The 25,630-nt window shown below is 38.9% G+C and carries 21 protein-coding genes; 9 read left to right on the top strand and 12 right to left on the bottom strand.

Translation table 11 applies throughout. From position 1 onward, the window contains the following. Positions 1-130 precede the first annotated feature (130 nt). Together ACESZG_RS12820 and ACESZG_RS12815 are read right to left on the bottom strand one after the other, a co-directional pair. Positions 131-1,681 (bottom strand): SPOCS domain-containing protein, encoded by a 1,551-nt coding sequence (locus tag ACESZG_RS12820; RefSeq protein WP_022379929.1) that lies wholly within the window; start codon positions 1,679-1,681, stop codon positions 131-133. Positions 1,682-1,703: 22 nt separating this feature from the next. After that, positions 1,704-2,126, bottom strand: a complete 423-nt coding sequence (locus ACESZG_RS12815) for a protease complex subunit PrcB family protein (RefSeq protein WP_022379928.1) — start codon at positions 2,124-2,126, stop codon at positions 1,704-1,706. Positions 2,127-2,379: 253 nt separating this feature from the next. On the opposite strand from ACESZG_RS12815, the gene ACESZG_RS12810 reads away from it, so the two are divergent. Beyond that, entirely contained in the window at positions 2,380-3,126 is a 747-nt protein-coding gene (locus tag ACESZG_RS12810) for a lysophospholipid acyltransferase family protein (RefSeq protein WP_373218466.1), read from the top strand. Between the two features lie 57 nt (positions 3,127-3,183). Here ACESZG_RS12810 and ACESZG_RS12805 read toward each other — a convergent pair whose 3' ends face one another. Further along, positions 3,184-4,689, bottom strand: coding sequence for a recombinase family protein (locus ACESZG_RS12805; RefSeq protein WP_347459828.1), 1,506 nt, complete (start codon positions 4,687-4,689; stop codon positions 3,184-3,186). 381 nt (positions 4,690-5,070) lie between these two features. Here ACESZG_RS12805 and ACESZG_RS12800 point away from each other — a divergent pair, with 381 nt between their 5' ends. Next, a complete protein-coding gene (locus ACESZG_RS12800) occupies positions 5,071-6,336 on the top strand; it encodes an ATP-binding protein (protein ID WP_373218464.1) in 1,266 nt (421 codons plus the stop codon). On the opposite strand, the gene ACESZG_RS12795 is transcribed toward ACESZG_RS12800, so the two are convergent. The 4 genes from ACESZG_RS12795 to ACESZG_RS12780 all read right to left on the bottom strand — a co-directional run bounded on the left by ACESZG_RS12795 (position 6,313) and on the right by ACESZG_RS12780 (position 9,847). Beyond that, positions 6,313-6,468, bottom strand: coding sequence for a hypothetical protein (locus ACESZG_RS12795; protein ID WP_368210827.1), 156 nt, complete (start codon positions 6,466-6,468; stop codon positions 6,313-6,315). The two genes, ACESZG_RS12800 and ACESZG_RS12795, sit on opposite strands and share 24 nt — an antisense overlap. A 190-nt stretch (positions 6,469-6,658) precedes the next feature. Then, positions 6,659-7,147, bottom strand: a complete 489-nt coding sequence (locus ACESZG_RS12790) for an antitoxin (protein WP_368210829.1) — start codon at positions 7,145-7,147, stop codon at positions 6,659-6,661. A gap of 15 nt (positions 7,148-7,162) precedes the next feature. Then, positions 7,163-8,017: a DUF3990 domain-containing protein gene (locus ACESZG_RS12785; RefSeq protein ID WP_118615035.1), complete on the bottom strand. Its 855-nt coding sequence runs from the start codon at positions 8,015-8,017 to the stop codon at positions 7,163-7,165. A 258-nt stretch (positions 8,018-8,275) separates the two neighbouring features. Then, complete coding sequence (locus tag ACESZG_RS12780; protein WP_118615032.1) at positions 8,276-9,847, bottom strand: AAA family ATPase; 1,572 nt, start codon at positions 9,845-9,847, stop codon at positions 8,276-8,278. A 171-nt stretch (positions 9,848-10,018) separates the two neighbouring features. Between ACESZG_RS12780 and ACESZG_RS12775 the strand changes: the two genes are divergently transcribed. Further along, on the top strand, positions 10,019-10,234 hold the full coding sequence (locus ACESZG_RS12775; RefSeq protein ID WP_227311529.1) for a hypothetical protein: 216 nt from the start codon (positions 10,019-10,021) through the stop codon (positions 10,232-10,234). A 92-nt stretch (positions 10,235-10,326) separates the two neighbouring features. On the opposite strand, the gene ACESZG_RS12770 is transcribed toward ACESZG_RS12775, so the two are convergent. Next, positions 10,327-10,764: a DUF6618 family protein gene (locus ACESZG_RS12770; RefSeq protein ID WP_118615029.1), complete on the bottom strand. Its 438-nt coding sequence runs from the start codon at positions 10,762-10,764 to the stop codon at positions 10,327-10,329. A 111-nt stretch (positions 10,765-10,875) separates the two neighbouring features. Here ACESZG_RS12770 and ACESZG_RS12765 point away from each other — a divergent pair, with 111 nt between their 5' ends. Next, positions 10,876-11,892: a PD-(D/E)XK nuclease family transposase gene (locus tag ACESZG_RS12765; RefSeq protein ID WP_118615040.1), complete on the top strand. Its 1,017-nt coding sequence runs from the start codon at positions 10,876-10,878 to the stop codon at positions 11,890-11,892. A gap of 291 nt (positions 11,893-12,183) precedes the next feature. After that, positions 12,184-16,062, top strand: coding sequence for a hypothetical protein (locus ACESZG_RS12760; RefSeq protein WP_055059006.1), 3,879 nt, complete (start codon positions 12,184-12,186; stop codon positions 16,060-16,062). Between the two features lie 123 nt (positions 16,063-16,185). Here ACESZG_RS12760 and ACESZG_RS12755 read toward each other — a convergent pair whose 3' ends face one another. Continuing rightward, entirely contained in the window at positions 16,186-17,436 is a 1,251-nt protein-coding gene (locus tag ACESZG_RS12755; RefSeq protein WP_025581292.1) for an ATP-binding protein, read from the bottom strand. Between the two features lie 559 nt (positions 17,437-17,995). Here ACESZG_RS12755 and ACESZG_RS12750 point away from each other — a divergent pair. Together ACESZG_RS12750 and ACESZG_RS12745 are read left to right on the top strand one after the other, a co-directional pair. Next, on the top strand, positions 17,996-19,222 hold the full coding sequence (locus tag ACESZG_RS12750) for a hypothetical protein (RefSeq protein ID WP_025581291.1): 1,227 nt from the start codon (positions 17,996-17,998) through the stop codon (positions 19,220-19,222). Between the two features lie 194 nt (positions 19,223-19,416). Beyond that, complete coding sequence (locus ACESZG_RS12745) at positions 19,417-20,373, top strand: PD-(D/E)XK nuclease family transposase (protein WP_055058971.1); 957 nt, start codon at positions 19,417-19,419, stop codon at positions 20,371-20,373. Between the two features lie 153 nt (positions 20,374-20,526). Here the strand turns inward: ACESZG_RS12745 and ACESZG_RS12740 are convergent, their stop codons facing one another. Beyond that, on the bottom strand, positions 20,527-21,159 hold the full coding sequence (locus ACESZG_RS12740; RefSeq protein ID WP_025581123.1) for a transglutaminase domain-containing protein: 633 nt from the start codon (positions 21,157-21,159) through the stop codon (positions 20,527-20,529). A 44-nt stretch (positions 21,160-21,203) separates the two neighbouring features. Between ACESZG_RS12740 and ACESZG_RS12735 the strand changes: the two genes are divergently transcribed. Then, on the top strand, positions 21,204-21,395 hold the full coding sequence (locus ACESZG_RS12735) for a hypothetical protein (RefSeq protein ID WP_025581124.1): 192 nt from the start codon (positions 21,204-21,206) through the stop codon (positions 21,393-21,395). Position 21,396: 1 nt separating this feature from the next. On the opposite strand, the gene ACESZG_RS12730 is transcribed toward ACESZG_RS12735, so the two are convergent. Together ACESZG_RS12730 and ACESZG_RS12725 are read right to left on the bottom strand one after the other, a co-directional pair. Beyond that, positions 21,397-21,861: a hypothetical protein gene (locus ACESZG_RS12730; RefSeq protein WP_025581125.1), complete on the bottom strand. Its 465-nt coding sequence runs from the start codon at positions 21,859-21,861 to the stop codon at positions 21,397-21,399. Then, positions 21,854-22,588 carry a DUF3990 domain-containing protein gene (locus tag ACESZG_RS12725; protein WP_025581126.1) on the bottom strand — a complete coding sequence of 245 codons (735 nt, stop codon included), beginning with the start codon at positions 22,586-22,588 and terminating at the stop codon, positions 21,854-21,856. Before ACESZG_RS12725 ends, ACESZG_RS12730 begins: the two co-directional genes overlap by 8 nt. A gap of 609 nt (positions 22,589-23,197) precedes the next feature. Between ACESZG_RS12725 and ACESZG_RS12720 the strand changes: the two genes are divergently transcribed. Then, positions 23,198-25,549 carry an Ig-like domain-containing protein gene (locus tag ACESZG_RS12720; RefSeq protein ID WP_373218458.1) on the top strand — a complete coding sequence of 784 codons (2,352 nt, stop codon included), beginning with the start codon at positions 23,198-23,200 and terminating at the stop codon, positions 25,547-25,549. Positions 25,550-25,630: the final 81 nt, after the last annotated feature.

Raw genomic sequence — 25,630 nt, 5'->3', positions numbered from 1 at the left:
GTATATAACTGTACTTTCGCAATTATATTTGTACTTTGTATACAATAAAACTCTTTGCGCATATTTTAAATCATTTTTTTTTAGTTTTCAATATAGGAGTTTTCATTTTTTCCGGAAATTTTTTTCATTATCATCCCTGCCTGACAAGAATTAACGACTGCCCCGGCTTTACCTCTTTTTCCGTAAGACTGTTCACACCCGAAATCTCATCCACAGTTGTATAAAATTTCTTTGCAATATCCCACAGGGTATCTCCGGCCTTTACAATATAGACCGTAATTCCCGGCATACTTTCCAGTTTCTTACGATCCAGTGGCTGTTCTTCCACAGATTCAATAAGCTGCTCTTCCCACTGTCTGAACACAAGCACATTCAGTCCCACCGCCGCCTTGACTTCAATCTCATCCCCATCTGCCATTGCAGTGGAAAGCTGTTCAAGGTCAGCCTGAAGTAAATATGTGCAATCCTTCCCGATCTCTTCTGCCTCGATCAGATGGGTAAACGGAAGCATGGCATCCATAGAATAAAACGGCATTTCATCATTTCCAATAATATACAGGATCTTGAGTGCCACAATTCCTTCTGCCACAATTCCCTTATCCGTAATCCTGGTCTTATCTACTTTTACCTTACCGCTGCTGTGGCAAAGCTGCAAAACTTTTCCCTGACTCTCCTTAACTTCTATCCGGTCTGTCAGACGACACCTGGAAAAATTCCGTACCAGAAGACTTTCCAACATTTCCTTTTTCCGATGAAGAACACATTCTTTGTGTGGGCTGTATGCATCAAGAAGAAGTTCATGCTCCTCTTCCCTGTACATTTTCATATTTAATTCCAGTACCACATCCACCTGCAGGATACGTTCTTCACCATCCGGATCAGGCTTTACCTCTATCCCCTGATGAAGAAGAGACACCTCAATATGTGGGATCAGATCTTCCATACAGCCACTGCATTCCATCTCATTGGAAAAAGGCATGGTATACTCCAGCCACTGAGGTGGATTCTCCTCTTCATACCCTGTATACAGAAGAAAAACTGCAAGCTCTCCTTTCACCCGGAGTTTGTTCTCTCCCGGCCGCAGATCCAGATTCCTCGGTTCAGCCATATACCACAAAAGGTTTTCTACATTAGGTCTGTTTGACGCAAGAGTAATATCATCCTTAATGCGCAGAGTATCTTTTTTATGTACACGAAGACTCATAAGCCGGACTTTCTCCGTTTTCACAGAGACTTCCTGATCCTCTGCGGAAACCGGAAGTTCAACGACTGCCAGTTCATCTACCACTGCATAAAAAGTTACAATTGCTTTAATATTCAGTTTTCTGGAATGGATCATATGAACACTGAGATCCTCAATCTCCCATTTCAGACACAGCTTATCTCCCCCTTCGATTCCCTCCAGATTAATCATCTCATCCAGCGGAAGCTTCGCAGAAAGGCTGTAAATCCTGCCCTCTTTTTCCCCCACATAAAGCAAATCTGCATTTAATGTCCCTTTAAGAAGCGCTCTTCCTTCACTCAGCCTCACTTCCTCCATGGAAACATCCGCTTTGCTCTGCACCAGTCTCCCGATATCCGGTTTCACATCGGACACATTATAGTCCTCGTCAAAAGTCGCCTGCGCTGCCGCTTTATTTTTGATACGCAGCATCTGAATACTTTCTTTTTTTAATTCCAACCTGCTTCCTTCCTTTCTCTGTTTACTTTATGATAAAACCCAAAAATTCTATCGGTTTCTCTGTTTCTCTGATTTTCAGGACAATACAGGGATAAGACGGTTCACTGCCTGCATCCGCTTTCTCCGGACCTATCAGCCTTGTCTTGCAGAATACTGCGTTCTCTGATTCGGAAACCTCCTCCACCTGAATACTGTACCCTCCTGTAAGCTGCTCTCCATATCCCTTCATCAGATACCTTATATCTCCCACCTGATAGGTCATCTGAAATACTTTCTTTTTCTTCTGTTCCATCAGTTCTGAAATCTCTTCCGGAATTTCCTCCTGCTTTACGATCGTATATTCCAGAGGTGTACGTTCGCCCTCCTCAATCCTGATAAACTGACAGCCCGCCGGCAAAAGAGCCAACAGCAACACACAGAGCAGTCCTCCTGTCCTTTTGCCCATAATGCACCCCTGCTCATTCTTCGCTAAATATTCTATGCCGGATACAGCCCTGTTATTACCATACTCTATGCTATATATCCGACAGTAACTGCTTTTCTGCAGGAAAGAATCCTGTCCTGAGTGCTTTATTTAATGCCAAAAAATCATTATACTATGATTTATTTCTTGCAGGATATCTCATAATTCCTTATAATAACTTCTATACTTATATATGGGCATCAGCATTATATAATGCCCGGAAAGGAATTAACGAATGATACGATTTATCCTAGTCTGTATTGTTGTGATCGGATACCTGATCCTGTCCATCCCCATCCTGCTGGTCGAATGGATCATCGGCAGATTTTCTCCTGAAAAGAAGGATATCAGCTCCCTTAGGATCATCCAGGCAGTATTCCGATTTATCCTTAAGATCACCGGTGCAAAGATTACTGTGATCGGAGAAGAAAATGTGCCAAAGGACACACCTGTACTTTATATCGGCAACCACAGAAGCTACTTCGACATACTTCTTACTTACTCCCGCTGTCCGATCCGTACAGGCTACATTGCCAAAAAAGAGATGGAGAAAATTCCTCTTCTTTCCACATGGATGCGTTATCTCCACTGTCTCTTCCTTGACAGGAAAGACATCAAACAGGGACTCAAAACGATCCTGACCGCAGTAGACAAAGTAAAATCCGGAATTTCCATCTGTATTTTCCCGGAAGGAACCCGAAACAGAAATAAAGATGAGCTGGACATGCTTCCCTTCCATGAAGGAAGCTTCAAAATCGCTACCAAGGCCAAATGCCCGATCATCCCAATTGCGATCAGCAATTCAGCCAACATTTTCGAGGCACACTTCCCGAAGATATCTCCTGCAAAAGTTGTAGTAGAATACGGTAAGCCGATCTATCCGGATGAACTGAGCAAAGAAGATAAGAGGCATGTCGGAGAATATACGCAAAACGTAATTCGCGAAATGCTTATAAAGAACAAAACACTGACCGAAAAATAATAAGACCATCGGCAGAGCGTAAAAACAAAAATTTACGCTCTGCCGGACTGTTATATATCAGAATTTCCATTGTATCTGGACTGATCCGGGAAATACCCTAAGTGACCTGATCATCTTATCAACTGTAAACCTCTTCTCCTCAAAATCAATCTCTCCCCACAGACTTATATTAGATGCTACCTTTTCCATCTGCTCCGGTGTCGCATGATTCTCCGCAAGCACCGATAATTTCTCCAGCTTTAACTGATGTATCTGGTCTATTTCTTCCACTCTCTGATTAATATAATCTGTCAGTGTTTCTCCGGCACCTGCCAGAGAATCCACAAGCAGAGAAATCTCCTTTTCTATTTCCTCAATCTCCCTGTAAATCTGCTTTACCTGCGGATTTTCCTTTAAATTCGTATAAGCGGCAGGAGACTGTCCTTCGCGCAGCTTACGTACCATCTCTTTATATACATAATTCTCCACATCTTCAGTATAAACCTTCCCGCACCCCGGGCAGGCTTTGTTGTTCAGACGCTTCGTACATCTCAGGTACTGTTTACCGGACTGTATTTTAATACTCATAAGTGCATATCCGCAATTGCCACATTTCACTTTCCCTGCCAGCCATGTATTCACAGCTTTTCGGTTGGCCTGAATCGTTTTATTTCTCATAAGCTTGATCCTGCAGTTCAGCCACTGCTCCGAAGACACAAGCCCCTCATGAGGTGCCACCACCAGCATATGTCCCTTAAGATTCTGCAGCTTATCTGTCTGCGCATCCCGCCCCTGATAAAGATAACATCCATGAATCCCGTCAAACTGCTCCGGACTGCTTACTATATTGGTTCCATGGCTCCTGAAAAAACGGTACACATCCATATCAGCCCGCACATATACCGGATTTCTCAAAAGCTGGGCCAGCATGGAACGTATCAGTTCCTTTCCGTAGAACTGCACTCCCTTTTCCGCATAATATCTGGTGATATCCCCATAAGAAGTGTCCGGTTGTTCGTACATATCAAAAATTTCCCGCACAATTGCCGCTTCCCCGGGTTCTTCCACAAGCTTCTTTGTATGGATTCCTTCCATCAGGATCTCCTCTAGCCGATAACCATAAGGAGGCTTGCCGCCCATTCGAAAACCTTTCTGACTTCTGGAATAATATGCGTCGCTGACACGCTTCTGAATAGTCTCACGTTCCAGTTGCGCAAACACAATGCAGATATTTAACATTGCCCGTCCCATAGGTGTCGAAGTATCAAATTTCTCTGTAGAAGAGACAAATTCCACCTGATACTGCTGAAACAGATTCATCATATTGGAAAAATCCAGAATAGAACGGCTGATCCGATCCAGCTTATACACGATCACTTTCTCCACTTCCCCTCTGCGGATATCTGTCAGAAGCTGCTGAAGCTGTGGTCTGACTGTATTCTTGCCGCTGTAACCCTTATCCTTGTACTCTTTGAAACTTCCACCTTTTAACTCGTACTTGCAGAACTCGATCTGACTTTCAATAGAAATACTATCTGCTCTGTCCACTGACTGCCTTGCGTAGATTGCATTGATTCTCTTCATAGGGGTCCTCCTTTGTGAAATGAAATAATTGTTGTTTTGCCGGGCAATGTTGTTACCGTTCACCCTGCATTCCGCAACACGTCTTGCAATGCACAGAATAAACAGTAACCGGCACTGTAACCATTCAACAATTCCTCCTCCGGGAAGAAAAACCTGAGCGATTACATTTTGTCTATACAATTACGATAACAAATATTTAAAAATGTGTAAATCGACTTTTTTCTATCTTTATGTATAGATTTTTCCGACAGTTTCATTGTATAATGATGTCATAAATATTCCTCTACAATCAACTCGTTCCTCTGCTGATCATTTATAACTGTCCTGTACCGTTACCGTTCACTCTATACCTGTGTCACCGACTAAAAGGAGATTTCCCATATGAGAAGAAAATGTACCGATTCCCTGATATACTGGAAAAAAAATCCCGGCCGCAAACCTTTAATCCTTCAGGGGCTTCGCCAGACAGGCAAGACCTGGCTACTTATGGACTTCGGAAATAAGCAATACGAACATACACTCTACATCAATCTGGAAACAGACCGCTCTGCTACAGACTATCTGTCTGTTCCACATGATCCACAGGAAGTACTGCTTTTTCTGGAAACCTGTGCAGGAAAACCACTGCGCCCTGCCTCTTCCCTTCTGATTCTTGACAATATCCAGTGCATTCCTCAGATTTCCACACTTCTTACCTCTATTGCCCTGGACTTTCCACAATATCACATTGCCTCTATCTATAAAGGTGTGGTTAACTCTGATTCTTTCTCCGTCCACGACTTTGATATCCTGACTCTGTATCCACTGGATTTTGAAGAATTTCTGTGGGCCAATGCTGAGTTTGCCCTTACAAGAGAAATCCGCAATCATTTCTCCGATTTCAGCCCAATGGGAAAGAAACTCCACGAAAAAGCCCTGTCACAGTTCCGTCTCTATCTGATCATCGGCGGAATGCCTGCTGCCATTATGGAATACAAAAAAGAAAAGAAGCTCCTGCTGGTACCTGACACCCAGCAAAAGCTCCTTAATCTTTTTCTCAGCGATATTACTGCTCTGGCTCCAAAAGGAACCGCCCGCCACTGCCGCAATGCCTGGCTCTCGATCCCTGCACAGCTCGGCAGAACCAGCCGTAAATTCCAGTACACCCGCATTGCAAAAGGTGCTACTGCCAAAGTCTACCACGAACCCCTGCAGTGGCTGATCAGCGCCGGACTTGCCATTCCCTGCCAGACAGCTGTCTGCAGCAAACCTTCGGAAACCTCCTTACATCTGTATCCTGTTGACACCGGATTATGCTCATGCATACTAAAAATCCCTGCCTTCCAGCTTCTGTCAGGAGAAGAAACCACCGCCGGTACAGCCTGTATCGAAACCTTTCTGGCACAGCACTTTATCCAGAATGGCTATGCCCTCTCCTACTGGTCCAGCGGCAACCAGGCGGAAGTTCCCTTTTTACTGTCCAAAAACAGTCATTTTATTGCCATAGACTACCGCACCACCCCACATCAGAAGTGCAGGAACCTTATGCAGCTGAATAAATCTTCTCTCTCTCCTGCACCCACGCAAATGTATTTAATCTCTGCCGAAGACTTCAGGCAAAAAGAAGCTTATCGGATCGTGCCTTTATATGCGGTATTTTGCATATAGAACGTGGCAGATACAACAGGCAAAAGCAGACTCCGGCCGGTAGTTCTTATGTAATTCAATCAGGCTGTTCAGAGTACGTACTGTTTTACTCTTTTCCATTTCTGCTGCTTTCTCAATTTCTGATCTTGACATTTTTTCTTTTCCTTTAAGGATGTTGACCAGGTATTCCTCTTCGCTGATTCTGACAGGAAGAGGATATTCACTGGAAGTACCAGCTGATGAAATTTATACTACATTAAACGGAAATGAAATTGATATTGCTAAGAACTTTACTTTATCATACGGTGAAAATCTTAACATTGGTGAATTTCAGGACAGCCCCTTATATTTTTTTATTTCGTATTCTTTTGAATATTTCATACTGACGTTCCAATTCCATTTTTTCATCTGTAAACAGGCCTTTTGCTTCCAATATTCGCTCAATAGCCTGAGATGGATCCATTGTATGATATGGCAAAAACAGCCCTTTCAGTTCCTTTGGCTTTACGATCTTATAGACTTGCATGGAAGTTAATTCGTAGGTTATTACAAAATACCTGTAAATATATCCAATCCAATACATTTCGTTACGGGTATATTTCACAGAACCATAATTAGAAAACCCATATTCTTCATTAACCAGCTGCAGGATATCCTCTGCCTGGATATTATTTTCCAGTACTGATCCATCATCAAGCCTTTTAGCTATTCGACTCCTCATAAATCGCCTGATAAAAATCTCTGAACTTGACTCCATTTTATCAATTGACTTTTCAAATGCTGTTGCCTGAAGTTCACATAAAAGCACTCCATCCTTATTCATCCTTTTCATATATTGGTCACCCCTTTATGACAGAATCTCATCAATATATCTTCCCTGCCCTCTATATTGCCTTTTAGCTAATTTAACTTTGTCATCACCCAGTTTTGACTCTTCAAGTCTTATATTTTTATAGTATTCCCTTTCATTATTTGATATATAGCATCGTTCTGTTAATTTTATCTGGGATACAGCCTTTTCAGTCAGAAAAATATACTGCATCCCAAGATTTGTGGCAGCAAGACAATGTTTACACTGTTCATCTGTAAGGTCTCCGGCGATAAATGAATTAATAATTTGAAACATACGGTTATCTGCAATTGGAGCAATTATGTAATCACAGTTCCGTGACTGTTCTATAAGTGCCTTTACTGCCGGATGATCCTTATACTCATCCAATGTTCCCCTATAGTAAGCAATCGTCATCATCCATTCCTGATTTACTTCATATCTCTTGCATTTCAGATCTCTGTCATCAAATCTGATATAATATACGGAAGAATTACCAAACCCTGAAACAAATGATATTGCCTGCTCATAACTTTCTCCTGTATAAAATCCCTGCCCAAAATCATTATTTTTTCTTCCCTTATGAATATCAATCTCTCCGTCAATTTCAGTTTTAGCGCCATGAAAAAGCAATTTTTCATTTGCACCTAAATCATCTCTCCAGAACATTTCCTTTAATTTGTTTATCTTTATGTTTTTATCAAATGCAAACGAATATACTGCTTCCAAAAGCCTTGCCGATGGTTCTGTTTTTTTCAGCTCGGTTCTTGAGATCGTCACCTGCTCTACTCCGATTTTTTCTGCAAGTTCACTTTGAGAAAATCCCAGAATCTCTCGTATAGACTTCAGATCCTCTGAAAAATTATATTCCATATTCATCACCTCAAACTTATTTATAGCATATTACTTAAATAAGTTCAATTAAAAATTTTATTTGCAACTGGTAATCCCTGTGTGTTAGGATAGTTGGAATGCATGCATTCAACAGAACATCCATTGATAACAGGAAAGTATTCAGCCCATGGTCCAATCTTGAAATAGTTAAAGTGAAATAATCCATTTGGGTAATTACTACAGATTCCTAAAAAAGAAGGCTCCGGTCATTGCGACCGGAGCTTTTATTTTTACAATTTACATATCCAATTTTTCGATAATACATTCATGTATTTTTGTTTTCGTGTCATAATTAATTCCAACCATTAATAAATTTCCACAGTAACCACTCAATGCCAGGGGATAATTGCGTTCTTTTATCTGCCGGATTGCACTGTCAGCACTTTTATCCCATTTCAATTCAATTATCATAGCCGGCCTGTCCAGGTGCTCTTTTCGGGGCAGGTATACAATATCTGCAAAGCCTTTTCCGGACGGCAGCTCCCTGATTTCTGTATAATAAGCACGAGCACTATAATATGCAAGTGAAAGTACACAAGCCAATGCATTCTCATCATTATACTTTAAAATAGAAGTTTCAAAATGTGCCGCCTGTATTTTCTCAGCAACTACTTTATTTTCCAGTTTCCATGTTGCCTGCAGTAACTCTTCAGAATTTCTTATTGCTGTAATTACTTCCTGCCATCCGGCATCTCGTATGGAAGTAATAAATTCCGTTGTGATCTCACTGTTTGGAATAAACACTTCCTTTCTGGAAAAATCATATCCGAGATATCCCAGATGGATAAACAGCGTTAATACATCATCAGCGCTTGAAAAGGTAGTCATATCATTATTAAACGAGCTAATATCTATTGCCAGTCTTTTTCCGGCAAGTAATTCGATAATAGCTTCTTTCAGGCCCTTATAATTCATAACAATATAGTCTCGCAGAGCCTCGAATGTTTCTGTTTTGTTCCAGTAATTATCAAAAGAATGGCTCAGCATGGCACTTACAACAGAACGGGGATTATAAACATGTCCGATTTTTTCAAAAAAATATCCGTCGTACCAACACTTTGTATCCTGAAAACTCATATCAAATTGTTTGCATAACACTTTCACTTCATTCTCCGTGAAACCAACATACTCAGCAAGCGCTCCTGGATTGGTCATGGAAAATTCGTCAAACATATTTAATGCAGAATGAGAACCGTACTTTTTGATTGGAAGAATTCCTGTCATATAAGTAAGCCCGACATAGTTTCTGTCTTTCAACAGGTTTCTGAGAAAATCCAGATATTTTTTCTGAGCCTCCATATCATTTTTATTTTCTCTGAAAATACAGTCCCATTCATCAATAATAAAAACAAATGGAATTTTGTACTCTCTATAAATTTCCTGCAGCACGTCAATCAGATCTGTCTGATCCAGATAATCAAGATCAGGATACTCTCTCAGAAGATCACGAAGAACATATTTGCTGAAAAGCTCACACATCCTGTCAATATTATGTGTGCGACTGAAAAAATCCTGCATGTTCAAAAAAATTGTATTATATCTGTTTAAATGCACTGGGAATGAAGGGTCTTTTGCTATGCTCATATTGGCAAATAATTTTTGTGAATCACAGTTTCTTTGATAATATGCTGCCAGCATTTCGGCAGCCATAGACTTTCCAAAACGTCTTGGACGACTTACACAAAGAAACTTCTGCTTAGTTCGAAATACCTGGTTTGTATACTGAATGAGTTCTGTTTTATCTACATAAATCTGGGAAGAAACTGACTCAAAAAATCCCTCATTTCCTGGATTCAAATATAACCCCATAAATAAAAACCACCTTTCTTCCAAACTGATTCCTGTTATTTCTTGTTTATAGGAATTATAACATTATTCTGATGCTTCTGCCACAGCAAAGAATCGACAAATTGTTCTTAATGTTTGTCATTTAAAAGCATTTTCATAAGTGTAGATTCTGCTGAAACTGCAAAACAAAGAGTGGAAGAAAGAGTTCAAAATGGTGGACATGGAATTCCTGCTTCAGATATTGAAAAAAGATATATAGAATCCTTTGCAAATTTGCAGTATTTGCTGCAAGAATGTGATCTGGCAGTTTTTTATGATAATACGGATAGATTTGCTATTTTTCACAAAGGTAAATTGGTAAGATTATCCCAAAATGTTCCTGTTGCTGATTTCTTAGTTTGTCACTAGTCAGATTTGCTCCCATGTCATAATCTGCTATGTTTTGTGTCATTGGCATTTTGTGCAATCCGGCAGATTTCCTGCCGGATTATCTGTTTCATTTACAATGTTACATATGAGCTGAGTGCTTCAAGTGCTTTTACAATACTGATGATGTCCACCTTTGACAGCTCCGGATAGTCCTGTTCAAGGCGTTCCCTGTTCCAGAAGCAGTCCGACAGAGACGATATTTCTGTGCCGATCCCCCAGTTGGGAATACACAGATACTTTCCATATGCATGTTTTCCTACCAGCAGATGGAAAGTGCTCCCACGAGCGGTCACCTCAAACTCATTTCTGTTTATGTTTAATGGACGGATATGACCGGTCCAGTTTTTTTCATTGCTGTCCGGATTGCTGCACTGGTAATAGGATCCCATAGCTACTGGGGTCAGATCATCGAAAAAATCCGGGAAGAAAGTAATCTTTACATAAAATGATACAGAAATTTTTATAAAGCAAGAAGAACAGAAATTCCCAAATAGGACTCCTATCATCATTACGATAGGAGTTCTTTTTTGTCAAAATTTATTCTATGATTGTCGAAAAGTTTCTCTGGTAAACAAACAACAGCTCTGATAAAATATAAATACAAAATATGTGACAGGGAGGTGACATCCATAGTACATCAGACAGATCTGGCACAGACTATAGACCTTGCCGCAGAACGTGCAAGATATGACGAATGTGCCAAGAAACTATTAACCTATAAGGCAGTTGCTGCCTGGATCCTCAAATCCTGTACAAAAGAATTTTCCCAATACAGTGTTAAGTTTATCTGTGAAAACTGCTTAAATGGCAACATCGAAGTTTCCAGCCGCGCAGTACATCAGGAGCAGCCTGACTACACCGGAACACTGGATGGAAACGAACGGATAGACAGCCTTAATTCCGAGGCAAATGCAATCAGGGAACAGACGGTATATTATGACATCCGTTTCAGGGCATACATTCCGGACAATTCAGAACCGGTGCAGCTGATCATCAATCTGGAGATCCAGTTGAATGACACACCGGGATATCCGTTAGTTACAAGAGGTTTCTATTACTGCGCAAGAATGATATCTGAACAGTATGGGACTGTCTTTACTGGAGAACACTATGAAAAACTCCAGAAAGTCTACAGCATCTGGATCTGTCCGGATCCGGCAAAAAAACGCAGGAACGGGATTTTCCGCTATTACACAGTACAAGATACGGTATTGGGGAAACCTTATGAAAGTCCGGACAGCTATGACCTTATGGAAGTTGTGATCGTAAACCTGGGTGATGCTGATAAAGAAAGTGATCTGGAGATCCTTGATCTGCTGAACACACTCTTTTCTCTTTCCATATCCCCGGAAACGAAGAAAGCCCGTCTTCAGGATGATTTCGGCATTGCCATGACAGAAGAATTTGAAAGCGAGGTGCAGGATATGTGTAATCTTGGAAAAGCACTTGTTGAACAGGGTATTGAACAGGGCATCGAACAGGGCGTGGAACAAGGTGTAAAACAGAAAAATCTGTCCCTTGCAAAAATGATGCTTGAAGATAAAGAACCAATTGACAAAATTAAAAAATATACTGGTTTTGCCACAGATAAGCTGGAAGAGATTGCAAAATCTATGGGAATGACTTTTACAGCCTAAAGTTCTAAATGATACCTTTATAATTCTGTATGAAACTATACTCAACAAGTAGCAAGTTTATTACATAATGTGAAAAAAGCTTTCAATCGCATCTTTTCGGATATGATTGAAAGCTTTTTTGCGCATTAAATACAGACCTTTTTGAATATAATTATGTATTTTCATATAAAAATCTATAAAAAATTAGTTATAAATCATATAACGCATATACTTTAACAAATAATCATCATTCCTCACACCAAATCCCTATACAAAATCAACCTGTCCACCACCCAAAGGGGAACTATAATCATGACAAAGATTAAAAACACAAAGAAGGGCATGGCAAAAAAGACATTAAGTATGTCACTTGTTGTTGCAATGCTTGCTACTTCTAATGTGCCGGTATGGGCTGCTGAGTTCAGCGATGGTACTGATGCTGCCGTTGAGACTGAAGCTCCGGCTGCTGAAACATTTTCTGATGATGCTACAGAAGCTCCGGTTGTAGAAAATACTACTGACGTGACAGATGTTGCAACTGCAACTGCACCTAAATTAACATTAGCAAATTGGACAGGCGCTTTGGCTGTATCTGGTGATCTTAAAGATGGTAGCACTGATGTTGCAAACTTTGATTATAAAGTTCGTATTGATGGCAAAGAAGTTGTTGGTCATTCAGGAACTTATACTGGAAGTGCTACAAGTGTTGCTGATTTAAATAGTAAATTAACATCAGCTACTTTTGTATCTACTGATGCTGGTCATATTGTATCTGTAGAGATTACAGGAACGGGTGCTAATGCTGGATTTAAAACTACAATTGAAGGCATTGAAATTAAGAGTGTAGATGTTTCATCTGCGACATTAAATCTTGGTGGCGCAACTGTAGCTTATACTGGTAAACAGGTGGCATTTAGTGATACTCAGATTGCTGGATTTACAATTGCTGGTATTTCAGGTCTTTCATATAATGACTTTAAGTATACATATGAGGGAGACGATCTTGTAAATGCTACACCTGCTGGAAAAACACTTCAGGTTGTTGCTACTGTAGACAAAGCAGGATATACAGGACAGATTAAAGCACCTTTTATAATTAACAAACGTACTCTGAATCCAGACAAATTAGAATTAACATTAAAGAAAAATACTGTTTCTTATGCAGAAAGATCTAAAATCTCTTCTGATTATGTAACAGTTAAAGACACTGTAACAGGAGAAACTCTTCCAACATCTGTATATACAGTTACTGGAAGTGGATTAACTGCTGTTGGCACTGAAAGCACATTGAGCATTGCTACAGACTCCTTAGATAAAGATGAAAAAACAAATCGCAATTATACAGGTAATGTAATAAAAGTTACAACAGATAAAGTTAAAGTTGTTGCTAATCAGATGTCAGATTTCAAAATTGTTACTGACAGTATTGGAAAAGATGATGCATCTAATGCAACAGCTGTAAAGAATGCAATTCATTTCTACATTGGCGACACAGAGGTAACATCTTATATTTCTTCTGCTATTACTGTTGCTCCAGCAACTTTAGCAAGTGGTGCGACAACTTTATCTGTTTCTGTAAATGGTGATAATACAAACGTTATCGGAAACACAACCGTAAATCTTTCTGTAACATTAAATAAACTTACAGTAGATGGATTAAGATATACACTTGGCACAACTAAAGATAAACAAGCAAATTCTGCTGAAGATTTAGGAGCTGAAACATACACTGGTGAGGCAATCACTAAAGATATTAAAGATGTTAAATTTGTTAGTGGAACTACAAATGTTAACTTATCTACAAGTGATTACAAAGTAGAGTATGTAAATGATAACACAAATGCTAAGGCTGTTTCCAAAAAAGACGTAGAAGTTTACATTGTAGGTACTGGAAACTATAGTGGCCGTGTTAAAATTGGTACATTTGCAATTAATGCCGCAGTAATCGAAGCTGCAGATATTACTGTTCCTGAAAAAGTTCAGTACAATGGAAGTCTTCAGACCGCATCTGACTACATGGATGGAAAAGTTACTGTTAAAGCAGGCGCTACAGGAAAGAAAAAAGATGTTCCGGCAGATGCATATAAATTAACATATACTTCAAGCACAACTCCTGTTTCAGTAGGTGCAACAATTACTACAAAATTAGTAGAAACAGATATTAAAAACAAAAACTATACAACTGGTACAACTGAAGTTACTGCTTCCAAAACAACAACTGTAACTAACAAAGATATCGCTGATACTAATGCAAAACTTGAAGTTGTAGGATCTTATACTTATACTGGAAAAGCAATTACACCGACTGTAAAATTAACAGTTGATGGTGTAGAACTGGCATCTGGTATTGATTATGAAATCCAGTCCTGCTCTAACAACAAAAATGCTGGTGAAGCTACAGTAACTGTTGTAGGAAAAGGTGATTATTCTGGAACTCAGACAGCTAAATTTACAATTAACAAAGCAAATCTGAGTGATGTTAAAGTTGAAGCAAAAGCTACTACTGACGCAGAAAAAGAAGCATTTACCTATACAGGAAGTCAGATTAAGCCAACAACTTCTAATTTTAAAATCACATTAAATGATGTTGAACTGAGCGCTTCTGATTTTGCAATTACATACCCAACAACTTCTAAAGTAAATGTAAATGTTGGTGATGCAACAGTAACATTAGCACCAGTAAAAACAAATACTAACTTTGTTGGTGAAACTAAAGAAGTTGGATTTAAGATTCTTCCTAGAGCACTTACTACCAGCTATTTAAATGGTACATTCTACGCATTTGATGAAAACGGTGATAAGATTGACTTTACCAAAACAAATTATGTATTTGGATATGACGGAACAGAAAAAACATTTAAAGACATTAAATTTGTTCCAAGCGTAGCTAAATATAGAACTATGAATCTTGTTGAAGGTAAAGATTATGAAATCAAGTATTTCAATAATATTACCGGACCAAAAGCATATGTTTATGTTACAGGTATTGGAAACTATGCTGGTTCTACAAAATTTGAAGGAAGCGATGTAACTTATACAAAAGCTCAGGACTTCGCAATTGAAGGAGTTACTGTAGGTCGCAAAAATATTACTGTATCAGACACAGAATATGCTGGTGGTGTAGCTGTTACACCAAATGTAATAATTAAGGTTGGCGATAAAACATTAGTAGAAGGAACTGATTATGAATTCACAGGACTTTCTAACAATGTAGATGTTACAGCTTCAAATAAAGTATTAAAAGCTACATTAAAGCTTAAAAATGGATATAAACTGAGCAATGGTACAGGTGAATGGACTGGAGTATTCAGCAATCCAGTTGTAAATGACACTACAAACACATATACTATTGATATAACATGGAAGATTGTTAAAAAAGACATTGCTAATACAACAGTTGAAATTTCCGAAACAAACGGTAAATTAACAACTACTGTACTTAATGGTAGCGTAATCGTTCCAGCAACAGAATACGATGTAAAAGACAATGGTGATGGAACTGCTACTGTAACAGCTAAAGCTGATAGCAAGAGCTATACAGGAAGCCAGAAAGTATCTGTAAAGAAATCTGAAAATGTTGGTGCTCCAGTAATCAGCAATGTTAAAGTTGTTGGTAACAAAGCAACTGTTATCCTTTCTGGTGAAGCTGACGGCGCTGCAGGTTATGATTATGTAATTTCTACAGACCGTGATTGCATCACAAACAAAGATTATACATCTATCAGTAAGAATCAGGTACAGACTTCTACTACATTCAAATATGTAGATCAGGGTATGTACTATGCATACTGCCACGCTTGGACACGTGATGAGAACGGTAAGAAAGTATTTGGTGAATGGTCCAATGCTTATCCATTCTCTGTAACAGCAATCACACCAGATGCTCCGGTTATCACAAACGTTAAAGTAAGCGGATCTACTATCAAAGTAACATACAAAGCAGCTGCAAATGCAACTGGTTACGATGTAGTACTTGGAACATCCTCCAAGAAAGAAAACGGTGAGACACGTCCATATCACTATGGCGATCACAAAGTACTGAACCTCAAAGAAGGTACAGTAACAGCAACATTCAAGAAAGTACCAAAGGGAACATGGGTAGTTGGAATGCATGCATTCAACAGAACATCCGAAGACGGAAAGAAAGTCTTCAGCCCATGGTCAAACCTGAAAAAGGCTACTGTTAAATAATCCATTTGGGTAATTAATACAGATTCCTAAAAAGAAGGCTCCGGTCATTGCGATCGGAGTCTTTCTTTTTAATAAACCTATACCATATATTCTAACAGAATCTTATCCTTATATTGCTTTCTGCTATTTCAAGGTGTATCTGACTCCCCTGCCTGCACCTGTTTTTTTCAGGATTTTCTTTTCAATCAGGCTGTTCAGAGTACGTACTGCTTTACTCTTTTCCATTTCTGCTGCTTTCTCAATTTCTGATCTTGACATTTTTTCTTTTCCCTTAAGGATGCTGACCAGTATCTGTTCGGCTTCGCTCAGGTCATAGTTTTCCCTTATAACAGGAAGAATTACTTTGATAGAATTAGAAAAACACTGATACGATGGTTTTATCAGTGCGTTCCTGTAAGCATGATTGATCCTCATGATTCCGGTTCCAAATTTCTCAATATATTTCAGCCGGAAGAACACATTTCCGATAATAGGATTTCTGAGTATGGATATCTGACCATTCAGGTATTCCTCTTCGCTGATTCCGGCAGGAAGCCCTCCCGGAGAACTGATCTCAATCCTGTCCGCATACATACTGACTTTTATAGATGCCGGGATATCCCACATTCGATGGATCAGAGCATTGGCTATTGCTTCCCTGAAGGCTTTTTCCGGGATTTTGTCAATACATTTCCTTTCGGCTCCCTCTATTTTTTCATACTGATAATACTTTCGGAACATCTGAAGTGTTTTTTCCAACTGAGAAAGTATGGAAATATTTTCTAGTGATTCCCTGTCCATGATCTCATCTATGGTATCACCAAAACGTATGATATCTATTCCCGTAAACTGATTATCATCAGCAAGAAGTGCAGCTGCATTATTGAACCCACTCTGATCAGAATACAGTTCAAGAGTTTTTAAAATATCTTTATTGATCTTCTCAATGCCCATCACCCGGATAAATTCTGTTTCCAATTTAGCAAAAGTAAGCTGCTGATTGAATGAAGTGATCTCCTCAAAAGTCTGATTACAGCCCTCCAGGATCAACCGGTTATATTCCAGACGATCCACTTCAACTGTAGAAGAATCATTTCTTTTATAAGCTTTACCTTTATAGAGATAAGGCTTATACCTGCCTTCATAAACAGTGAGCACGATCGTATTTTCCTGTATCTCCAGACGGAACTCCGGCACAGGACTGAGACTGTCATTGATCTTATTCTCCAGATTCAGACATCCGTTCACTGGATCTGTTATGCCGATGACGTTCCCCTGATCATTGATTCCAAATATAATCTTTCCTTCGCCATAATTAGCATAGGCACTGATCGTTTTCAGAAACGTGTTAGATGACAGATTTTCCTTATATTCCAATGTTCTGCTTTCCCTCATGATACATTTTCCTCCACATTTTCAATCCTTTGAAACCCAATATTGATTTGTAATATATAGTATAAAATCGTTCCAATCGAAATGCAACGATTTCTTTTTTCGTTTCATATAGAATACAACGATTTATATAATCATCAAATATAATTCCGCCGATCAAAAGCCAACGTAATTGTATAATTGTGAAATAATAAATATTATACGTAAATAATGCACTAAGATTACAATTACAAATAAAAATTTCTGGGGTGTTGATGCAAGCGGAAATAATATTACTACACAGCCTGCAGCTGTATACCGTTATTCTAAAATCAGCAAACCACAGGCAAGTGCTTGGACTGTTTCTACAGAAAAAGCATCTTATACTTACACAGGAGAAGCAATTATTCCAGAACTGATTGTAAAGGATGGAACAAAAGAGCTCGAAAAAGATGTAGATTACGAAATTAAGTCTATTGCAAACGGTACAAATGTAGGTACTGCAACTGTAACAATTGTTGGAAAAGGTGATGATGACAATACATCTACTACAACAACTACATTTACGATTACACCAGCTGATATGTCTTCTTTAACTGTAAATGTAAATGATCAAAGCTATACCGGACATCAGATTCGTCCTACAGTAAAAGATTCCAATAACAATACACAGATTACAGCTAAATTAGGTACTGTAAATATTGATCTTGGTCAATTTACAATTAGTTATCCAGATTCAAAGGATGCAAATGGAAAAGAAGTTAATGTAGCTAATCAGTCATTTATCTATGATGGAAAAGCTCATACTTTTGCAAGCGCAACATTCAACTATTCTTATACTGATCCGATTACACATAAAACTGTTAAATTAGAAGAAGGAAAAGATTTTGAAATTAAATACTTCCACAATGTAACAGGTAATGCCAGCCATGAAGCATATATCGCTGTAGTTGGTAAAGGCAACTATGCTGGCAACAACGATACAACAAATCAGGTTTTCGAAGATGAAAATGGTCAGAAAGTAAACGCTATTACTTATAAGAAATTTACAATTACTCCAGTTCAGCTGTCAGATCAGAACGTAACTGTTTCTAATGGTACTTATGCTGAAGGAATGGCAGTAAAACCAGTTGTTAAAGTATCATATGGTAGAGATGCTCTTACATTAGAAGAAGGTAAGGACTACAAATTAGTTGGTGTGGGTGCTTATACAGAGCCTACAACAAAGAAATATACAGTAAGTGTTGAAGGTATCAATGGATATACAGGAACAACATCTTCTGTTAACTGGGGAATTGATAAAAAAGATCTTGCTGACTGTGATATTACAGCCGCTAAGAATTCTAAAGGTTCTGTATCTGTTGTTGTAATGAACGGAAATGTTAAAGTTCCAACAGAAAAATATGTTGTTACAGAAAATGCTGACGGAACAGTAACAGTTACTCCGGCAAAAGATAGTAAATACTACATCGGTTCTAAGACAGTTACATTAGCTGGTTCTGAAGCTAATGAAAAACCAGGAACACCTATGATCAGCAATGTTAAAGTTGTTGGTAATAAAGCAACTGTAATCCTTTCCGGTGATACAGATGGTGCTGCAGGTTATGACTATGTAATCTCTACAGATCGTGACTGCATTACAAACAAAGATTACACATCTGTAAACAAGAATCAGGTTCAGACTTCTACTACATTCAAATATGTACAGCAGGGAACCTACTACGCATACTGCCACGCTTGGAAACGTGACGAGAACGGAAAGAAAGTCTTCAGCCCATGGTCCAACCTGAAAACAGCTACTGTTAAATAATCCATTTGGGTAAATAATACAGATTCCTAAAAAGAAAACCCCAGTCATTTTGACTGGGGTCTTTCTTTGTCAAAACTTATCCTGCGATTGTCGAAAAATTTTTCTGGTAAATAAATATCTGCTCTGATAAAATATAAGTACAAAATATGTGACAGGAGGTGACATCCATAATACGTCAAACGAATCTGGCACAAATGATAGACTTTGCCGCAGATCGTGCAAGATATGATGAATGTGCCAAGAAACTATTAACCTATAAGGCAGTCATTGCCTGGATCCTCAAATCCTGTACAAAAGAATTTTCCCAATATAGTGTCAATTTTATCTGTGATAACTGCCTGAAAGAAAATATCGAAATTTCCAGTCGGGCAGTACATCAGGACCATCCTGACCGCAGTAAATTACTGGATGGAAACGAACAAATAGACTGCCTTAATTCCGAAGCAAATGCTATCAAAGACCAGACTGTGTATTATGATATTCGTTTTAAGGCATATATTCCGAACACCGAAGAACCCGTACAGCTGATCATCAATTTGGAAATCCAGTTAAATGACACACCGGGGTATCCATTAGTTACAAGAGGATTTTATTATTGTGCAAGAATGATTTCCGAGCAGTATGGAACTATTTTTACTGGTGAACATTATGAAAAGCTTCAGAAAGTCTACAGTATTTGGATCTGCCCGGATCCGGCGAAAAAACGTAGAAATGGAATCTTCAGATACCATACAGTACAGGATACAGTATTGGGAAAGCCTTATGAAACTCTTGGCAGTTATGACCTTATGGAAGTTGTTATCGTAAATTTAGGTGATGCAGATAAAGAGAGTGATCTGGAGATCCTTGATCTGCTGAATACACTCTTCTCTCTTTCTACATCCTCTGAGACAAAGAAAAAACGTCTTCAGAAAGATTTTGGCATCGCCATGACAGAAGAATTTGAAAGTGAGGTGCAGGATATGTGTAATCTGGGAAAAGCACTTGTTGAACAAGGCATTGAGCAAGGTGTAGAAAAGAAAAATCTATCTCTTGCAAAAATGATGATCAAAGATAAAGAATCTCTCGATAAGATTGAAAAATATACTGGTTTTTCTGCCGATAAGTTAAAAGAGATTGCAGCATCTATCGGAACAAACCTTACTGCTTAGAATACGTCTCCTATGGCAGCTATACATAATAAGACAATAGAAAAATTTGGTACTTAAAATAAGCCCAGAATGCTGAAAATTCAACGATTCTGGGCTTATATTCTGGATTTTTTTATATAAATAACATAACATCCGAAGACGAAAAGAAAGTCTTTATCTCTTATAATCTGTTTTACTACAGGTTGGTAGTCCTTTTGTATCCCAGGACATCCCGGCCTGTTTTATCCAGGTATTTGTCCCGAGAAGAAAGCCGTTTGACTGAGCATCCAGTATGTACCATTTACCACCAACCTTTACCTGATTCCACTGGTGGCTTGGGTTACTGGCTTTGGCATTTGCATGGACGTAACGGCAGTCTACCCCGCTCGCATCACAGAGTGCTTTCATGGCTCTTGCATATCCGGAACACTGTGCCTCTCCATATACCAGTGCACCCCAGGCTGTATTTGCATAATTATACTGCCATCCCCTGTATGCATATCTACAATTGCTGCGGAGATAATTAAAAGCAGTCAGGACTTTATCATAATCTGACATTCCTTTTCGGATATAATTCAGTTTAAAGCTCTGTACAACACTTCTTACCTGCGCCAGATGGGCAGTATCCAGATATGGACCATACACACTGCCATAACTATAATCACCTTTTACAGTAGGAGATTTTAAGGTTATCTTTCTGGCTACGCTCTTATCACTATATATGTTTTTCCCATTTACATTCTCTGTTCCGCGAAGCTTCTGCAGATGAGGCATTGCAGAAATCGTATATCCGGTTACTTCGTGCACTGTTTAAAGGGGTACAGATATCTCAGTTCCTAGCAGGTTCTTATATGACAGGAAGCCTGCCAATAAAAAAATATGGAACACCGTCTGCATTGACAGACTTTCGTGAATTTTCAATGCTGGAACCGGGGCTTCTGGCAGAATATGTTAGCTTTACGGAAAAAGAAGTCAGGGATTTATGCCAGACAAATTATATGGATTTTGATGGATTAAAAACAGCAATCCAGATGCTCTGGTAACTCAGTTGCCGAGTAGTTCACTATGATGCATATATAAGTCTTTCAAATGATAAATCTCATATATTTTTGTAACCGCATTGGTAAGAGATGTTTCGTGCAGTGGATAATACTGCTTATATAATTTTTCCGGTTTTACAATGTCAATTATTTCAGAAGACCAGAGCCGGTACTTCCATTGCAGAGTAATATAGCAGTCAGACATCCATTCCAGAATAAATTCATCATAAGTATTACTTATTTCTGCATTTAAATCTACAGTAATTCCCATATTTCCCATAATCTGTTTCGGAGTTTTACATAAATACAGGGGATTCCCCATATCCATATATCTACGATAATCACTTTTCATATATTTATAGATTATACCAAAACAGTCAGAACAATTTCGAGCTATCAATTTAAATAAATATCTTCCAGATAGTTTTGCACTGTTCAGGTAACCTGAATCATATGCCGGATTATTCATAAAAATCGCCCTCCTGATGATAAATTAAAAATTTCCCCATAGCAGTTCTCACCGTAATTCCCGGAACTTCGAATCCTTCCAGCAAAATTGCACGGTTTCTTGCAGAAAGAAATTGATTTACTTCTCTGCGAGCGTGAAAGTCAGCTGTTACATCTGATTCGTCTTTGTATACCTGCCATGCATCTTTCCATTCAATCTGTTTAAATGCTTTTTGTGATTTCAAAAATATCTGATTACCAAGAGAACCTTTATAGAAAAGTTTCTTTATTTCTTCAATATTGATCTGATTTAGCAAAAAAGCTTCTATGACCTGTGTATAACTGTCATCTGCACGATAGCCTTTGATAATATCAAAATCTGCTGTAGAAATACGGTACATTTCTACAATCCGCGAACCTGTGATTTCAGCACTCTCCAGGCTTGTTCCCCTGTTGGCAATGACCTCTGCGATCCAGGCTAAGATACCATAATCGTTCAGATCCATTATTTTCAGACCAGAAGTATTCAAAATATACCGGTTAACAAAAGAGTATTCCGGATCACCATTTAAAACAGCCCAACTTTTTGCACGGTCTTTATATTCAGTGGTATAAAATCCATTTCCATAATCATTATCTGTTTTTCCACCCTGATAAATTGGTTCTTTTAAAATATGATCAGAACCATGATAAACAATTACATTCTCATATGCTATATCAGAGTCCATAATATTAACATGACTTTTCATTTTATACCCTCCTTAAATTCACTTTTCAGCTGATTTTATTATAACATTGTTCTAACATCTATGTCAGTATAAAGATTTCGACACAAAGCGTTTGATTTTTACCGACAAAAATGGAAGTGGTAAAACAAGTATATTAGATATAGTAGTATATTATATTTTATCCCAATATAAATAAAGAGCCCCTGACCAGATGGATCAAAAACTCCTGCTGATGTTTTTTTGTTTACCAGTATTTTTTTATATAGTTGACAGCTATAGTGGTTCAGTTGTCAAGACAAAAATTTAAGCATTTTATAATGAACTGATATATGTAACTGGGTAGGGGAGAAAATCCCCCCCTTAGGCTGCATGATTATTCAGTAACAGGATTGGATAATAGCAGGATGAGTAGGGTCTCCCGAGGTAAGACACTAATCTTTCGTTATATCCGCTGAGCAGTTTCTGGCTGGCAATTTCACACATTAAATCAACATAATCTGTCATAGACGTTGCAGAAGTTGTATGCTATATTGATTATATAAGAATATTTCTTTCGATGTACCAGACCACTGATTGGTACAATGCAACTCCAACACAAAACCACCATTATTTCCAAGGAGGATTTGAAAGATGAAAAAGAAATTGTCAGCTTTATTACTGGCTTCTTCTATGGCTCTAATGAATGTTGCTCCTGCATATGGTACAGATATTTTTACTGACCCGGATAATGCGGCAAACGAAGATGTAATTTCTGTTCCTGAGGAGCTTGATAACAATGGAGAGTTCAATGACACTGAAGATGAGTTTACTTCGGAACAGACAGATGATGATTTCTTTTCGGATGAAAAGGAAATGCCTTCTGTCCAGGAGGGAGATACGCTGGTTGAAAATGCTGGTCAGGGAATAACATCCGGTACTTCCACCTATTCCTCAAAATCCTCCTTTGGTAGGAGAAAAGTTCTCTCCCAGCTTCAGGGTATGGGAATCAACAGCGGATCTTACAGCTGGAACTGGGCAAGTCCTGAATATACTTCTTACTATACAGATGAAACAGGAAATCTTCACATTGTTGCCTGGAAAGATCAGACTTTATATGATGCTGTCTGCAATTCCGATCTTAATGTTACCAATGTAACAACAGTAAAGCTTCCGCTTCCATTGTGGGGAGGGTTCTACGCTGCACCCGATGGGAATTTTTATGTTGCAGTAGGACAGAAAAATCTGAATGAAGACAACAGCATAACTGCTGTCCGGATCCTCAAATACAGCCGTGCCTGGAAACTGCTTGGTGCAACGGACATTGGCGGCGGATACACAAATATGTTTGAAGGAATCTACATTCCTTTTGATGCTGCTTCCCTGCGCATGACCCAGACTGGTTCTACCCTGATCGTCCATACAGGACGGGAAATGTATGGAATGGAAGGAATACACCATCAGAGTGATGTCACTTTTGTCATCAACACTCAGGATATGACGCTTATTAATTCAGATATGCCCTATTGCAGCCATTCCTTTAATCAGTTTGTTGTAAATGACGGCTCTCATGTATATTTTCTGGATCATGGGGATTCTTGTTACAGAGGTCTGATCCTGTCCTCCTTCTCCGCATATTCCGGCGGATATATCGCTCAGGAGCGTGCGGTAAATATCTTTCCTTTTATGGGGGCTACAGGTGATAATTATACCGGATGCGAGGTAACCGGATTTTCTCTGGCCGGAAATAATCTGATCACAGTAGGCAAATCTGTTCCCCATGGCTTTGCTGTGAATGGACAGACCGGATATGAGAATCTTAATAAAAACATCTTTATGATAATCACAGATAAGAACAGTATGGCTTCCAGATTTATCTGGCTCACTCAGTATTCACCATCAGGAGCAGAAATAACTCTGACAGAACCAAAACTTATCCCCGTAGGAAATAATCAGTATGCAGTCCTTTTCTCAGAGGAAACCTCAGACCAGAGTATTCTGCATTATCTCCTTATGGATGCTTCCGGGAACGTAATATTATCCAAGTTATACAAGAATGTAACGATCCAGACGGATTCCCAGCCGATCTTATGGGGACGTAATATTGTATGGGTATCCGGAAATTATGATAACGGCAACTATGACAGTTCCCGCACATACCTGTATGAAATCCCCGTAGTGACAACTCCACTTAATGGAATTGCTCTGAACCAGACAAATCTGACAATTGACGAAGGCAATACACAAAAACTCACGCCTTCCTTTACACCATCTAACTCTGATGATGTAAAAGATGTGGTCTGGACAAGCAGTAATCCTGGGGTTGCGTCTGTCTCAGAGGATGGAACCATTCAGGGGAACGGTTATGGTCAGGCAGTAATCACTGCTTCTGCCGGAGATTTTCAGGCTCAGTGTCAGGTGACGGTAAAGGTATCTGAGAACAACACACCACTGACAAAACCTGTGCTGAAACTTTCCCAGAAATCTGCAGATCAAATACATTTAACCTGGAAAAAGGTTCCGGGTGCCAAAGGATACCAGATTTACTGCAAAACAGATTCACAGTCTTCTTATAAGCGGATAAAAACTCTGAAAACAGGATCCCTCAGTTTCGATGCAGCTGTAGTACCGGGAGTAACCTATTCATTTAAAGTCCGTGCTTATGGAACCAACGCAAGTGGAAAAAACAAATATTCTAAATTTTCAGCGGTGAAATCAAGAAAAGCTGCTGTCCCGGCTCCATCTAAGGTTTCATGTAAAATGAGTAACGGTGGTACAGAGGTTTCCTGGACAAAAGTAGCCGGTGCTTCCGGATATGTGATTTACCGCAATGGTTCTGCAGTCAAAACAGTGAAGTCCTCTGTCTTAACCTGGAAAGACACAAAGGCTTATGATTCCCAGACAGGCATGTACTGGGTTTATAACTATTATGTAAAAGCTTTTAAGACAGTAAACGGTAAGCGAATATACAGTAAGCCCACAAAAACGATAAATCTTTACTCGTAAATTATAAAACTACAAAAAGCACTATCACTTTGGTAAATAAAGTATAAAACAGGGCAGTCTCATCGGCAAAATCTTTGCCGG

It is taken from the genome of Blautia sp. Marseille-P2398, assembly GCF_964240315.1.
Classification (GTDB): Bacteria; Bacillota; Clostridia; order Lachnospirales; family Lachnospiraceae; genus Blautia_A; species Blautia_A wexlerae.
The sequence above is the reverse complement of the archived record's forward strand: the minus strand, read 5'-3'. Positions and strand labels throughout refer to the sequence as shown.